We start from the raw sequence: 13,820 nt of genomic DNA, 5'->3' as shown, positions 1-13,820 counted from the left end.
CGCCCGCGCACACGCCCAGCCCGTTCCGTACACCCAGGGGGTCACCCGTCCATGACCAGAGCCGAACAGCCGTCCCGCAGAAACGTTCTGGCCGCGGCGGTGGCCGCGGCCGCCGCCGGAGCGGCGAGCCCGGCGGCCGCCGCGGAGCCGACGGCCCGCACGGCGAAGGCACCGGCCACCGCCTCGTCGAAAGCACCCTCCGCACTCGTGGACAACCGCGCCTGGCTCTCGCACAAGGACTGGCTCGAAGGCACCGACGAGGGGACCCGTGCCGTGGCGGGCGCCCGTCCGGGCCTGGAGATCCGGACGCCCGCGGGGCGCCTCGACCACACGGACCCGCACACGGGTACGACGAGCACCTGGGAGTACGCGCGCTGGACCTCACCCGTCCACCGCCTCGGCGTCCCGTCCACCGAGGTCATCCCGTCCTGGAACGCGCGGACCCCGGCCGGCACCTGGCTGCAGATCGAGCTGCGGGGCACGTACTCCGACGGCACGGACACCCCCTGGTACGTGATGGGCCGCTGGGCGGCCGGTGACCAGGATCTCAAACGGACCTCGGTGGACGACCAGAGCGACGGCAGGAGCAGCGTCTGGACGGACACCTTCTCCATCGACGACGCGGCCTCGGGGCTGCGCCTGGTGTCGTACCGGCTGCGGCTGACCCTGTACCGCAAGCCGGGGAGCAAGGTGACGCCGACCGTGTGGCGGCTCGGCGCGATGGGATCCGACGTCCCGGACCGCTTCACCGTCCCGGCGTCGGCGCCCGCTCTCGCGCGGGAACTGCGCGTGCCGCGCTACTCGCAGGAGATCCACAAGGGCCAGTACCCCGAGTACGACAACGGCGGCGAGGCCTGGTGCAGCCCCACCTCCTCCCAGATGATCATCGAGTACTGGGGGCGGAAGCCCTCGGCGCAGGACCTGGCCTGGGTCAACCCCGAGTTCGCGGACCCGCAGGTGTGTCACGCCGCCCGGTTCACCTTCGACCACCAGTACGCCGGCTGCGGTAACTGGCCCTTCAACGCCGCGTACGCCGCGACGTACAAGGACCTCCAGGGCGTGGTGACGCGGCTCGGCTCGCTCACCGACCTGGAGACGCTGATCGCCGCCGGTGTCCCGGCCATAACGTCCCAGTCGTTCCTCGCGACCGAGCTGACGGGCGCGGGGTACGGGACCTCGGGGCATCTGATGACGGTCGTCGGTTTCACCGCCGACGGGGACGTGATCGCCAACGACCCCGCGTCGCCCGACAACGACTCGGTGCGGCGTGTCTACCGGCGGCGCGAGTGGGAGAACATCTGGCTCCGTACGAAGCGGTACAACGCCGCCGGGAAGGTCGTCTCCGGTACCGGCGGGGTCTGCTACCTCTACTTCCCGGCCAGTCCCACGGCCCGCCAGCGCAGGGCCCTCGCGGAGGTGGGCGTCCGCTGAACACCACCAGTCGCTGATCACGACCCGTTCGGTACGGCCAGGGGCGGCTCCTCGCGTAGGGAGGGGCCGCCCTTCGGCCGCCTTGTGGTGCGCGCCACACGGCCCGCCGCGCGTGACCAAGCTCTCCCCCGCAAAAGCCCGATCCGGTGGCAAGGTGGACACACCGGTGGGGGGAGTCCACCGAAAGACGACCGTGAGCGAGCCGCCATGACCACGACCTCTGCCACCGCCGGACGAGTCCGTACCCGCACGGGCGGACCCGAGGACAACGGGCCGAAGATCCTCGAACACGTCATGGGCTGGACCTTCGTGCTGGTGCTGGCGATGTTCGTGACGCAGCTCGGTCTCCTCTGACGCCCGTCGAAGGCAGTCGAACAGCCTGGTGATGCGGCTCTGCCATACTGCGGAGGTCCCGCTCGCAGTTGGAGACCAGGTCCGGATTTGAGTAACAGCCCTCAGGGTGGTGCCGACCGCCCCGGAGCCCGCGGCACCGACCGTTCCTCAGCGCGCCGTGCCGAACTCATCGTCATCGGGCGGAAGTTGTTCGCCGACACGTCCTACGACGCGCTGTCGATGGACGACATCGCCAAACAGGCGCATGTCGCCAAGGGATTGATCTACTACTACTTCCGGTCCAAGCGCGGCTACTACCTGGCCATCGTCCAGGACTCGGTGGCCGAGCTGATCTCCCGGGCGGCCGGCGGACTCGAACTGCCCCCCGAGGAACGGGTGCACCGCACCATCGACGGCTATCTGCGCTATGCCGAACACAACCAGGCGGCGTACCGCACGATCATCAGCGGCGGAGTCGGCTTCGACGCCGAGGTGCACGCAATCCGGGAGAGAGTGCGGGAAGCCATCGTGGAGACCATCGCCGAAGGGGCGTACGGGCGGCGGAAGGTGGCCCCGCTGCCCCGGATGGCGTTGCTCGGCTGGCTGTGCAGTGTGGAGGGGTCCACCCTCGACTGGATCGACCACTACGGCGTCCCGCGTGACCTGATGCGCGAGCTGCTGGTGAAGACGCTCGGCGGCACGATGCGCGCCGTCGAGGAACTCGACGCCTCGTACCCGGCTCCGCGGGCCGCCCGCCGGGACACCTGACAGAGGGCGGGAGCCGGTCGACCGGCCCCCGCCCCCAAATCCCGCACTGGTGAAGCTAGTTGATCGCCTTGATCAGTTCACCGTTCGACGTGTCGCCGCTCAGCTCCCAGAAGAACGTGCCTCCCAGGCCCTGCGCGTTCTTGTAGTTCATCTTCCCCGCGATGGTCGACGGGGTGTCGTAACTCCACCAGTTGTTACCGCACTTGGCGTACGCGGTGCCGCCCACCGTGCCGGTGGCAGGGCACTTGGTCCTGAGCACCTTGTAGTCGTCGATGCCCTGCTCGTACGTTCCCGCCGCCGGGCCGGTCGCCGTGCCGCCGGGTGCCGCCTGGGTGACTCCGGTCCAGCCGCGTCCGTAGAAGCCGATGCCGAGCAGCATCTTCGAGGCGGGGACCCCCATGCCCTTGAGCTTGGCGATCGTCGCGGAGGTGTGGTTGCCCGCCTTCGGAATCCCGGTGTAGGAGTTCAGCGGCGAGTGCGGCGCCGTCGGGCCGGTCGCGTCCCAGGCGCCGAAGAAGTCGTACGTCATCGGGTTGTACCAGTTGACGTACTGTGCGGCGCCCGCGTAGTCCGCCGCGTCGAGCTTGCCGCCGGCCGTGGCGTCGGCGGGGATCGCCGAGGTGACCAGTGCGGAGCCGCCGAACCGGGCGCGGACGGCCGACATCAGGTTCTTGTACGCGGCCCTCCCGCTGGTGTCACAGGTGAGACCGCACGTGTTCGGGTACTCCCAGTCGATGTCGATCCCGTCGAAGACGTCCGCCCACTTGGAGTTCTCGACCAGGTCGTAGCAGGACTGGGCGAAGGCCGCCGGGTTCCTGGCCGCCTCCGTGAAGCCGCCGGACCAGGTCCAGCCGCCGAAGGACCACAGGACCCTGAGGTTCGGGTTCTTCTTCTTCAGTTCGCGCAACTGGTTGAAGTTGCCGCGCAGCGGCTGGTCCCAGGTGTCCGCGACCCCGTCGACCGACTCGGCCGCGGTGTGGGTCCGCTCGGTGGCCGCGTAGTTGTCGCCCATCGCGCACTTGCCGCCGGTGACGTTGCCGAAGGCGTAGTTGATGTGCGTCAGCCTGGCAGCGGAGCCGGACGTCTGGATGTTCTTGACCAGGTACTTCCGGTCGTAGGTGCCCCATTCGGTGAAGTATCCGACGACCTTGGAGCCGGCCGCCGCGGGGGCGGGGGCCCGGTCGGGCGCGGTGGCCGCGGTGGCCGTACCCGCGCCGGCGAGCAGTCCGGCGCCGAGGACGGCGCAACAGACGGTGGACAGGAGCGCCCGGAACCGGACGCGGGGGCGGAGCGAGGTGAGCATCGTGTCTCCTCGTGGGGGAGAGGGGAACAAACGCCGATTGGCATGAACGCGGTGAGGCGTTGGAGCGAAACAGTAGGAGGACTAGACCAGTCGGTCAATGGTTCGGACCAATTTGGTGAGCCGGCCTCTACTCTTGAGTAAGCGGTCGTTAACTGGTGACTCGATGCCTCCGATCGGGCATACTCACAGCGCACAGCCGCTGATCAGCCGCTCCCGCGACCCGGAGGCGCAAGCATCGTCGGTGCCCAGTGAGACCCGGCGGGCCGCCCCACCCAGGTGTGCTTCGCCGATGTGCCCGACAGGGAGGAGAGCGTCGACATGCCTGACCGCGCCCCGCAGCCGGTGGACCGTCAACTGCCCACGGACGAGGCCCGGGATCTGATCTCGCTCGTCCGCGACATCGCGCAGCGTGAGATCGCCCCGAAGGCGGCCGAGGAGGAGGACGCCGGACGCTTCCCGCGTGAGACCTTCACCCTTCTTTCGGAGTCGGGACTGCTCGGCCTTCCCTACGACGGCGAGTACGGCGGCGGGGAGCAGCCGTACGAGGTCTACCTCCAGGTGCTCGAAGAGCTCGCCGCCGCCCGCCTCACCGTGGGCCTCGGGGTCAGCGTGCACTCGCTCGCCTGTCACGCCCTCGCCAACTACGGCACCAAGGAGCAGCGGGCCGAGCACCTCCCGAAGATGCTCGGCGGCGGCCTTCTGGGCGCCTACTGCCTCTCGGAGCCGTCGTCCGGCTCGGACGCCGCCAGCCTGCGCACGAAGGCCGTGCGGGACGGTGAGGACTGGGTGATCACGGGGACCAAGGCCTGGATCACCCACGGCGGGGTCGCCGACTTCTGCACGGTGCTCGCGAGGACCGGCGGCGAGGGCGCGCGGGGCATCACGGCGTTCCTGGTGCCCGGTGACGCCGAGGGGCTGAGCGCCGCGGTGCCCGAGAAGAAGATGGGCATGAAGGGCTCACCCACCGCCCAGGTCCACTTCGACGCGGTGCGGATCCCCGACGACCGGCGTATCGGCGAAGAGGGGCAGGGCTTCGCGATCGCCCTGTCCGCGCTGGACTCGGGACGGCTCGGTATCGCGGCATGCGCCATAGGCGTCGCCCAGGCGGCCCTGGACGAGGCCGTCGCCTACGCGGGCGGGCGCGAGCAGTTCGGGCGGCCGATCGCGGACTTCCAGGGCCTGCGCTTCATGCTCGCGGACATGGCGACCCGGATCGAGGCCGGCCGCTCGCTGTACCTCACGGCGGCCCGGCTGCGCGACGCGGGACGGCCCTTCGCCCGGCAGGCGGCCATGGCGAAGCTGTTCTGCACCGACACCGCGATGCAGGTCACCGTGGACGCCGTCCAGGTGCTCGGCGGTTACGGCTACACCACGGACTTCCCCGTCGAGCGGTACATGCGCGAGGCCAAGGTGCTGCAGATCGTCGAGGGGACCAATCAGATCCAGCGGATGGTCATCGCCCGTCACCTCGCGGGTCCCGAGTCGCGCTGAACCTCCCGTACCCGTACATCGCCGCGGGAGCCACGAGCCTGGCCCACTCGGGGTCGTGGCGCCCCGGCAGGGTCCGGCCGCGGTCGGCCCAGGCGCGGATCATGGCCCGGTAGATGGGAGGGTCCACGGGCTGGTGGGGCGCGTGGGCTGCGTGGGGCTCCTGTGACTCATGAGTCACCCGTGTCCACTGTGGCTCCTGGGGAACCGATTCTGCGATGGGAAGAAGAAACCCGCGGCGCCGGCCTGTCTCTGCGTAGGTGGAGGTCATACCGGGGCAACGCGTCCCGGGGCGGACAGGTCACCGACTCCCGAATTCGCCTGTGCGTTCACGGGCGGGCCCATACGGGGGCCGGGCGAGGGAGCCCACTGGAGGGCGAAGCCCGGGGCGGGCCAGGGCTCTGGCCCCCTGAAGGCATCTGACGTACCGTCAACTCCGCTGCCGGGGGCTGCCGGAACCCTCCGCGCGGCGCCCTCGCAGCGCACCCGGGAGGCAGCCGATGCCCGACGACCGTCCCGTAGCCCTCGACGAGTACCCCGTGCACCAGGTCCCCCTCTCGATGAAGCATGTGGCGACGGGGGACCGGAACGCCTACGACCGCTGCATCTTCCATGTCTTCGACCACCAGGGGCGCGCCCTGCTCGTCCTGGGGCTCGGGGTGTACCCGAACATGGGCGTCATCGACGCGTACGCCACCCTGCGCGTCGGGGACACCCTGCACGCCGTGCGCGCCTCGGACGCGCTGGACGACGACACCCGGATGCGGATGGCCGTCGGCCCCCTCCGCATCCTCGTCGAACGCCCTTTGCGGGACTTCGTCCTGAGCTGCGCCGCCGACCCCGACGACCCGGACGGACTGTCGTACGAGATCAACTGGTCCGCGGACTTTCCCGCGCTGTGGGAGCCGCACCACCTCCAACGCCGGGGTGCCCGGCTCACGTTGGAGGGCAGACGCTTCGTCCAGGCGGGCCGCTGCGACGGCTGGTTCCGGGTCGCGGGCAAGGAGACGCGGTTGTCCGGCGACGGCTGGACGGCGACCCGTGACCGCAGTTGGGGGACGCGGCCCCTCCCCGGGGAGGAGGGCGGCCGGCTGGCCGAGGAGCACCGCACCGAGGGCTTCCACTGGCTGTGGTGCCCCGTCCGGTTCGACGACCAGTTCCTGATGGTCGTCACCCAGGAGGACGCCGACGGCTACCGGACGCTCAACGACGCGACACTCGTACGCCCCGGGCACCGGGACCACCAACTCGGCTGGCCCCGGGCCGAGATCACCTACCGGAGCGGTACCCGCCACCCGGAGCGCGCGACCGTCCACCTCGGTGACCCCCGCAAGCCGCTCGAACTGGGCGTGGAGATCCTGGCCTCCTCCCCGCTCGCCGTCGGCGCGGGATACCCGCCCGCCGACGACTGGCAGCACGGCACCTGGCAGGGCAGGGGCTGGACCGACCGCCGTACGTACGACCTCTCCGACCCGGCCGCCCTCGGGGTGGCCGCCTACGGCGTGACCGACCACGCGGCCCGCTTCACCCTCGACGGGCGCACCGGCCACGGGATCTTCGAGCACGGCTCGTTCGGGCGGCACGACCCGAGCGGGTTCACCGGGTTCGACTCGGTCGCGCCCTGAGGGAGTGACGACATGGCGACAGCACCCCGTCCGCGTACGACCACCCGCGACCCTCAGGAACTCGCCCGTCGGCTGACCTGCTGGCTCACCGGACGTCTGCCCGGTGCCACGGCGGTGGACGTCCGGGTCCCCGCGTCCAACGGACTGTCCAGCGAGACCCTGCTCTTCGACATCGAGCACCCCGAACCACCCGTCCGGGCCTGCGCGTTGAGGCTCGCGGCGGACCCGGCCGCGTACACCGTCTTCCCGGTCTACGACCTGCCGCGTCAGTACCGCACCCTGCGGCTGGTGGCCGACCGCACGGACGTCCCGGTGCCGCGCGTGCTGTGGCTGGAGGAGGACCCGGAGCCGCTCGGGGCGCCCTTCTTCGTGATGGAGCGCGTCGAGGGCCGTGTGCCGCCGGACGTCATGCCCTACACGTACGAGGGGAACTGGCTGCACGCGGCGAGCGACGCCGAGCGCGAGCGGCTGGAGGCGGCCTCGGTGGGCCTCCTCGCCCGCCTCCACGACCAGGTCCCGGTGGGCGAAGCCGAATTCCTCAGGACGCCCGGCACCGGAAGTCCCCTGCGCGACCACGTCGACGGCCAACGCGCCTACTACGCATGGGTGGTTGACGGACTGTCACGCTCGCCCCTCATCGAGGACGCCTTCGCGCGGCTCGACGCACTGTGGCCGCGCGACGAGGGCGCGGCCGTCCTGAGCTGGGGCGACGCACGCATCGGCAATGTCATCTACGACGGCTTCGAACCCGCCGCCGTCCTCGACTGGGAGATGGCGGCACTGGCACCGCGCGAGGTCGACCTCGGCTGGATGATCTACCTGCACCGCTTCTTCCAGGACCTCACGGTGAGCTTCGGGCAGCGCGGGCTGCCCGGCTTCCTGCGCCGCGACCGGGTGGAGGCGCGCTACGCCGAACTGACCGGCCACACACCGCGGGACATGGACTTCCACATCCTGTACGCAGCCCTGCGGCACGCCGTCGTCATGCTGCGGGTCGCCTACCGGCAGGTGCACTTCGGCGAGGCGTCCGTCCCGGCGGATCCGGACACACTGATCCTGCACCACGACAGCCTGCGAGCCATGGTGCAGGGCAGTTACGGGGACTGAGAGCCTCTCGGCGGGGACCGGGCCGCGGACCGCTCAGGCGGCCTGGTCGCGCATCACCGGCACCCGCATGGGGCGCGAACCGGGGCCACCGACGTGCGAGAAGGGCTGGGTACGCCAGTCGAGTCCCTGAGGGAGCGTCAACAGCAGGGCGGTGTCCTGCTCCTGAACCTCCATCGTCTCGTCGGCGGGCCGTGCCTCGGCCGCCGCGCGGCCCGTACCGGCGCAGACCGTCAGCCCGAACGGGTTCCACGGCGACGCGCAGAGCGCGTGCTCCGGCAGGCTCTCCTCGTCCGCCAGGAGCGCGATGGGCTGAGCGCAGTCCGGGCAGATCACCCGGTACATCTCGAAGGTGTCGTACGCGTCGAGTTCCTCGCCGTCCAGGGCGTCCGGTTCGACGCCCTCCGGCTCGGGCTCGACGACCGACTGCTGCCGCTTGGGCGCGGTGCGGCCAAGGCGCTTCAGACTCTGCATGGGCTACTCCCCCTCGGGTGGGCCGAAAAGGCACTGCGACCTCGGCCACAGCAAGCACTTCCCGTCCCGTCTCTGCGGTAATCACGAGAACATCACGGAAGCCGGCGACGCCATGTGGCGTTCGTCACATGCCGCCCGCAGGTGCCCGACCCGGCGGGTTTGTCCCCCCGCCCGTCCCGCCCGCGCACCCATTACACATCACGAACCGGGTATGACCTGCGCCGCTGAGTATCCGGGGGGATCAAGGGCACTGTAGGTTCTCCGCCATGGAGGAGCTGGACCGCCACATCGTGCAGCTGCTCGTCGAAGACGGGCGGATGAGCTACACCGACCTGGGCAAGGCCACGGGCCTGTCCACATCGGCCGTGCACCAGCGGGTACGCCGACTGGAGCAGCGCGGCGTCATCCGCGGCTATGCCGCGGTCGTCGACCCCGAGGCCGTGGGACTGCCGATGACGGCCTTCATCTCGGTGAAACCGTTCGACCCCAGCGCCCCGGACGACATCGCCGAGCGACTGGCCGGCGTTCCGGAGATCGAGGCCTGCCACAGCGTCGCCGGCGACGAGAACTACATCCTCAAGGTCCGCGTCTCGACACCGCACGAGCTGGAGGAACTCCTCGCGCGCCTGCGCACGCTGGCAGGGGTGTCCACCCGGACGACGGTGGTCCTCTCGACACCGTACGAGGCACGGCCACCGAGGATCTGAGGACCGCTGCTCCCTCCTCCACGGGGCCCCGCGCACGAGGCCGCCCCCACAGGGGTGAGACTGTTCCCCATGAGTGACAGCACCGCCGATCCCGAGCCGCACCACGCCGCGCCGGGCACGCTTTCGGACCCGCACGCCCCCAGGACCGAGGACGACCGTTCCTCCGGAGCGCGGACCGTGCTGCTGCGCGGCGGGGAGGTCCACAGCCCCGCCGACCCGTTCGCCACCGCGATGGTCGTGGAACGCGGGCAGGTCGCCTGGGTCGGTTCGGAGGGCGCCGCCGACGCGTTCTCGGACGGCGTCGACGAGGTGGTGGACCTCGAAGGGGCGCTCGTCACCCCGGCGTTCACGGACGCGCACGTGCACACCACGGCCACCGGCCTGGCCCTCACCGGCCTCGACCTCTCCGGCGCCCGCACCCTCGCCGACGCCATGGCCCGCGTACGGGACTTCGCGGCCTCCCGTCCCGCCGACCGGGTACTCCTCGGTCACGGCTGGGACGCCGCCCGCTGGCCCGAGCGGCGGCCCCCGCGGCGTGACGAGCTCGACGAGGCCGCCGGTGGCCGCCCGCTCTACCTCAGCCGCATCGACGTCCACTCGGCCGTCGCCACCACCGCCCTGCTGGACATGGCACCCGGCGTACGCGGGGCGGCCGGATTCACGGACGGCGAGCCGCTCACCCGCGACGCCCACCACGCCGTACGCGCCGCCGCGTTCGCAGCCGTGACGCCGACACAGCGCACGGAGGCCCAGCGCGCCGCCCTCCGGCACGCCGCCTCGCTCGGCATCGGCTCCGTGCACGAGTGCGCGGGCCCGGAGATCTCCTCCGAGGACGACTTCACCGGTCTGCTCCGGCTCGCCGCCGAGGAGCCCGGACCCCGTGTCATCGGCTACTGGGCCGAACAGGACGTCACCCGGGCCCGCGAGCTCGGAGCGGCGGGCGCCGCGGGCGACCTCTTCGTGGACGGCGCCCTCGGCTCGCACACGGCCTGCCTGCACCGGCCCTACACCGACGCCGGTCACAGCGGTACCGCGTACCTGGACACCGCCGCTGTCGCCGCCCATGTCGTGGCGTGCACCGAGGCGGGGCTCCAGGCGGGCTTCCACGCGATCGGGGACGCCGCCGTGACCTCCGTGGTCGAAGGCATGCGCGCCGCCGCCGAGAAGGTAGGCGTGGCCCGGGTGCGCGCCGCCCGGCACCGCGTCGAGCACGCCGAGATGCTCACACCCGAGACGATCGCCGGCTTCGCCGACCTCGGCCTCACCGCCTCCGTCCAGCCGGCCTTCGACGCACTGTGGGGCGGCGAGGACGGCATGTACGTCCAGCGCCTGGGCGCCGAACGGGCCCGCACGCTCAACCCCTTCGCCGCGTTGCTGCGGGCCGGAGTCCCGCTCGCCTTCGGATCCGACAGCCCTGTCACCCCGCTCGACCCGTGGGGCACCGTCCGCGCCGCGGCCTTCCACCGGACCCCCGAGCACCGGGTGTCCGTGCGCGCCGCCTTCACGGCGCACACGCGGGGCGGCTGGCGGGCGGTCGGACGGGACGACGCGGGGGTCCTGGTACCCGGCGCGCCCGCGGACTACGCCGTGTGGCGTACCGGCGAACTGCTGGTCCAGGCCCCGGACGACCGGGTCGCCCGCTGGTCGACGGACCCCCGCTCCGGCACGCCGGGACTGCCCGACCTGACACCCGGAGCGCGCCTGCCCGTCTGCCTGCGCACCGTGGTGGACGGCCGAACCGTATTCGTACGGCCGGACGAGTGATGTCCCGGGGTGGCGCGGTGCCGATCATGGCCCGCCGGCCTGTCGTGCGACCTGCGTATCCTCCGCGCTGACCAGGCATTTGACGGAAAAGCAGCAGCTCAAACGGCTGTTGACAGCGAGCGGCAGGTGGCCGGTAGGTTCGGCCGGGTCCACCACCGGACGTCCGACCGGTGAACTTCCGCGCAGTCGCCGCAGCGCAGTTGGGTCAGGGGTGGTGTGCCGCACCGGCGCACCGCCACTGGGAGCCAGGCCCAGCGCCCGCGCCACGGGGCGAGGGAACGTTCCGGCCGGATGGTGTGACCCGGGTGGGGCCCGGACGCTCAGTAGACAACGGCTTTCGGTCGACCCGCAGCCAGCGGGTCCCAGGTCGGCCCGAAGGGCGCCGGGCCCCGATCCGCAGTACCACCCCTTCGCGGGACTTTCGAGTCGGCGCCTAACCGGCGTGAAGAGCGGCGCTCGCTATGGTGGAGCCCCTCTCGCACGGAAGTCTTAAGGGGAAGCTGTGAACGACGGCGGTGAACGACGGTTCGGTCCGCTCGGTACGACCCTGGTGATCATCCCGACCTTCAACGAGGCGGAGAACATCAAGGCGATCGTCGGCCGAGTACGGGCGGCCGTCCCCGCGGCGCACGTCCTGATCGCCGACGACAACAGCCCCGACGGCACGGGAAAGCTCGCCGACGAACTGACCGTCGAGGACGATCACGTCCACGTGATGCACCGCAAGGGCAAGGAGGGCCTCGGCGCCGCCTACCTCGCGGGATTCCGCTGGGGCCTGGAGCACGGGTACGGCGTCCTGGTCGAGATGGACGCCGACGGCTCGCACCAGCCCGAGGAACTGCCCCGGCTGCTGACCGCGCTGAAGGGCGCCGACCTCGCGCTCGGCTCCCGCTGGGTGCCGGGCGGCCGGGTGGTGAACTGGCCCAAGTCCCGCGAGTTCCTCTCGCGCGGGGGAAGCCTGTACTCGCGCGTCCTGCTGGACGTGCCGATCCGTGATGTCACGGGCGGCTACCGGGCCTTCAGGCGCGAGACCCTGGAGGGCCTCGGACTCGGCGAGGTCTCCTCGCAGGGCTACTGCTTCCAGGTCGACCTGGCCCGCCGGGCCGTCAAAGCAGGCTTCCACGTGGTCGAGGTGCCCATCACGTTCGTCGAGCGTGAGCTCGGCGACTCCAAGATGAGCCGCGACATCCTGGTGGAGGCGCTGTGGCGGGTCACCACCTGGGGTGTGGGGGAGCGCGCGGGGCGTGTCCTCGGGCGCCTCAAGCCCTGAAGCCCTGAAGCGGGATTCCGTCGCGCGGGCGGCTCTGACCACCCGCTTATGCCGTACTGAGCCTGAGCCAGGCACACTGGACGTATGACGACTGGCGCTTCGACCCCGCCCCCCTCATCCCGGCCCCGCCGCTCCAAGGTGCTCAGGTTCCTGCCGCTGGGCATCGCCGCGTGGCTCGTGCTGGAAATCTGGCTGCTGATGGTGGTGGCGGGCGCGGCGAGTGGCCTCGCGGTCTTCCTGCTGCTGGTCGCCGGCTTCGTCCTCGGCTCCGTGGTCATCAAGCGCGCCGGGCGCCGGGCCTTCCGCGCGCTGAGTGAGGCGCTGCAACAGCAGCAGAGCGGCGTGCTGCCCGAAGGCCGGACCAATTCCGAGGGCAACGGCCTGATGATGCTCGGCGGCCTCCTGCTGATGCTGCCGGGCCTGATCTCCGACGCGCTCGGCCTGCTCCTGCTGGTCCCGCCGGTCCAGAAGGCTCTCGGCCGCTACGCGGAGCGTACGTTCGAGCGCAAGATGCGTGAGGTCTCCTCCGGCGGCCTCGGGGATGCCTTCCAGCAGGCCCGTATCCACCGTCCCGACGGCAAGGTCGTCCAGGGCGAGGTCATCCGGGACGCCGAGCCGCGGGGGTACCAGGAGGACGCGGGGTCACGGCCGCCGCTGACCGGCTGAGGCAGGACCTGCGCCGGGGGCTCGGCCCCCGGCCCCGCCCGTCCGGTTCGGAGACGCCCGCACGCTACCGCGGATGCCGAACGCCGCCGGTGAGCCGAGACGCCGCCGGAGGGGCCACAGCGGCCAGGGACCGTTCGAGGACCGGACCTGCGCGATCGGCGATCGGCAGTGGACATCGGCAATGGACCACGACGGACCCGCCCCCACGAAAGCGGGCAGCCGGACCTGCCCCGCCAGGCAACCACCAGCATCCAGACCGGTATCGGGACGCACAAAACCGCAGGAACCGTACTCACAAGTACGGCGCCCGCGGTCGCGTGCGTGCGATCTATGCCGCCCAACCCCCGGAGGGGTTACGCGGACTTGCGGCTGTCCCGAGGGTGGACCGCGATGTTCATGGCTCCGGATCGAAGCACGGCCAAGCGCTCTTCGAGGACCTCTTCGAGCTCCTCCCGCGTACGCCGCTCCATGAGCATGTCCCAATGCGTACGGGCGGGCTTGGCCTTCTTCTCTTCAGGGCCGTCACCGTCCACCAGGAGTGCTTGGGCCCCGCAGACCTTGCACTCCCACTCCGGCGGGATCTCCGCCTCCACCGAGAAGGGCATCTCGAATCGATGGCCCTTCTCGCATGCGTACTCAACGGCCTGGCGTGGAGCCAGGTCGATGCCGCGGTCCGTCTCGTAGCTGGTCACCACGAGGCGCGTGCCGCGAAGAGCTCGCTCACTCATGAATCGTGCCTCCCGGGCTTGTCGCCCACAGGACAGGTGTCGCTGTCGTCGTCATCCGGTCAACGTCCGGTCGGCGGTAAAGATTCCCGTTCAGGGTCATGCGTCGCCGTCGTAGCCGCCCCTTGTTGTACCCACCTGCGCCCGGTTTGTCACATCTGA

13 protein-coding genes are annotated in these 13,820 nt (G+C 71.1%); 10 read left to right on the top strand and 3 right to left on the bottom strand.

Features of this window, described 5'->3' with window-relative positions; translation table 11 throughout:
• Positions 1–51: 51 nt before the first annotated feature.
• From KUF83_RS24325 to KUF83_RS24315, 3 genes are all read left to right on the top strand, one after another.
• A complete protein-coding gene (locus KUF83_RS24325) occupies positions 52–1,431 on the top strand; it encodes a peptidase C39 family protein (RefSeq protein WP_217456998.1) in 1,380 nt (459 codons plus the stop codon).
• A 207-nt stretch (positions 1,432–1,638) separates the two neighbouring features.
• On the top strand, positions 1,639–1,785 hold the full coding sequence (locus KUF83_RS24320; RefSeq protein WP_217456997.1) for an SCO1431 family membrane protein: 147 nt from the start codon (positions 1,639–1,641) through the stop codon (positions 1,783–1,785).
• A gap of 87 nt (positions 1,786–1,872) precedes the next feature.
• On the top strand, positions 1,873–2,532 hold the full coding sequence (locus tag KUF83_RS24315; RefSeq protein ID WP_217456996.1) for a TetR/AcrR family transcriptional regulator: 660 nt from the start codon (positions 1,873–1,875) through the stop codon (positions 2,530–2,532).
• Positions 2,533–2,587: 55 nt separating this feature from the next.
• Here the strand turns inward: KUF83_RS24315 and KUF83_RS24310 are convergent, their stop codons facing one another.
• A complete protein-coding gene (locus KUF83_RS24310; protein WP_217456995.1) occupies positions 2,588–3,835 on the bottom strand; it encodes a glycoside hydrolase family 18 protein in 1,248 nt (415 codons plus the stop codon).
• A 318-nt stretch (positions 3,836–4,153) separates the two neighbouring features.
• Here KUF83_RS24310 and KUF83_RS24305 point away from each other — a divergent pair, with 318 nt between their 5' ends.
• The 3 genes from KUF83_RS24305 (at position 4,154) to KUF83_RS24295 (ending at position 8,055) form a co-directional block, all read left to right on the top strand.
• On the top strand, positions 4,154–5,326 hold the full coding sequence (locus tag KUF83_RS24305) for an acyl-CoA dehydrogenase family protein (protein WP_217456994.1): 1,173 nt from the start codon (positions 4,154–4,156) through the stop codon (positions 5,324–5,326).
• A 497-nt stretch (positions 5,327–5,823) separates the two neighbouring features.
• On the top strand, positions 5,824–6,948 hold the full coding sequence (locus KUF83_RS24300; RefSeq protein WP_217456993.1) for a hypothetical protein: 1,125 nt from the start codon (positions 5,824–5,826) through the stop codon (positions 6,946–6,948).
• Positions 6,949–6,960: 12 nt separating this feature from the next.
• Entirely contained in the window at positions 6,961–8,055 is a 1,095-nt protein-coding gene (locus tag KUF83_RS24295) for a phosphotransferase family protein (RefSeq protein ID WP_217456991.1), read from the top strand.
• 33 nt (positions 8,056–8,088) lie between these two features.
• Here the strand turns inward: KUF83_RS24295 and KUF83_RS24290 are convergent, their stop codons facing one another.
• A complete protein-coding gene (locus tag KUF83_RS24290; RefSeq protein ID WP_217456989.1) occupies positions 8,089–8,526 on the bottom strand; it encodes a hypothetical protein in 438 nt (145 codons plus the stop codon).
• Between the two features lie 266 nt (positions 8,527–8,792).
• Between KUF83_RS24290 and KUF83_RS24285 the strand changes: the two genes are divergently transcribed.
• The 4 genes from KUF83_RS24285 (at position 8,793) to fxsA (ending at position 12,933) form a co-directional block, all read left to right on the top strand.
• Entirely contained in the window at positions 8,793–9,233 is a 441-nt protein-coding gene (locus KUF83_RS24285; RefSeq protein ID WP_217456987.1) for an Lrp/AsnC family transcriptional regulator, read from the top strand.
• Between the two features lie 69 nt (positions 9,234–9,302).
• On the top strand, positions 9,303–10,997 hold the full coding sequence (locus KUF83_RS24280; protein ID WP_217456985.1) for an amidohydrolase: 1,695 nt from the start codon (positions 9,303–9,305) through the stop codon (positions 10,995–10,997).
• A gap of 502 nt (positions 10,998–11,499) precedes the next feature.
• Positions 11,500–12,267, top strand: a complete 768-nt coding sequence (locus KUF83_RS24275; RefSeq protein ID WP_217456983.1) for a polyprenol monophosphomannose synthase — start codon at positions 11,500–11,502, stop codon at positions 12,265–12,267.
• A gap of 84 nt (positions 12,268–12,351) precedes the next feature.
• Positions 12,352–12,933 carry an FxsA family membrane protein gene (fxsA, locus tag KUF83_RS24270; RefSeq protein WP_217456981.1) on the top strand — a complete coding sequence of 194 codons (582 nt, stop codon included), beginning with the start codon at positions 12,352–12,354 and terminating at the stop codon, positions 12,931–12,933.
• 353 nt (positions 12,934–13,286) lie between these two features.
• Here the strand turns inward: fxsA and KUF83_RS24265 are convergent, their stop codons facing one another.
• A complete protein-coding gene (locus tag KUF83_RS24265; RefSeq protein WP_003977404.1) occupies positions 13,287–13,661 on the bottom strand; it encodes an RNA polymerase-binding protein RbpA in 375 nt (124 codons plus the stop codon).
• Positions 13,662–13,820: the final 159 nt, after the last annotated feature.

Source organism: Streptomyces sp. BV286, assembly GCF_019090165.1.
Lineage (GTDB): Bacteria > Actinomycetota > Actinomycetes > Streptomycetales > Streptomycetaceae > Streptomyces.
The sequence above is the reverse complement of the archived record's forward strand: the minus strand, read 5'-3'. Positions and strand labels throughout refer to the sequence as shown.

Bases quoted from the DNA above. Each gene is read 5' to 3' on its own strand.
- KUF83_RS24325 (WP_217456998.1), top strand. From the start codon at position 52: ATGACCAGAGCCGAACAGCCGTCCCGCAGAAACGTTCTGGCCGCGGCG.
- KUF83_RS24320 (WP_217456997.1), top strand. From the start codon at position 1,639: ATGACCACGACCTCTGCCACCGCCGGACGAGTCCGTACCCGCACGGGC.
- KUF83_RS24310 (WP_217456995.1), bottom strand. From the start codon at position 3,835: ATGCTCACCTCGCTCCGCCCCCGCGTCCGGTTCCGGGCGCTCCTGTCC.
- KUF83_RS24305 (WP_217456994.1), top strand. From the start codon at position 4,154: ATGCCTGACCGCGCCCCGCAGCCGGTGGACCGTCAACTGCCCACGGAC.
- KUF83_RS24300 (WP_217456993.1), top strand. From the start codon at position 5,824: ATGCCCGACGACCGTCCCGTAGCCCTCGACGAGTACCCCGTGCACCAG.
- KUF83_RS24295 (WP_217456991.1), top strand. From the start codon at position 6,961: ATGGCGACAGCACCCCGTCCGCGTACGACCACCCGCGACCCTCAGGAA.
- KUF83_RS24290 (WP_217456989.1), bottom strand. From the start codon at position 8,526: ATGCAGAGTCTGAAGCGCCTTGGCCGCACCGCGCCCAAGCGGCAGCAG.
- KUF83_RS24285 (WP_217456987.1), top strand. From the start codon at position 8,793: ATGGAGGAGCTGGACCGCCACATCGTGCAGCTGCTCGTCGAAGACGGG.
- KUF83_RS24280 (WP_217456985.1), top strand. From the start codon at position 9,303: ATGAGTGACAGCACCGCCGATCCCGAGCCGCACCACGCCGCGCCGGGC.
- fxsA (WP_217456981.1), top strand. From the start codon at position 12,352: ATGACGACTGGCGCTTCGACCCCGCCCCCCTCATCCCGGCCCCGCCGC.
- KUF83_RS24265 (WP_003977404.1), bottom strand. From the start codon at position 13,661: ATGAGTGAGCGAGCTCTTCGCGGCACGCGCCTCGTGGTGACCAGCTAC.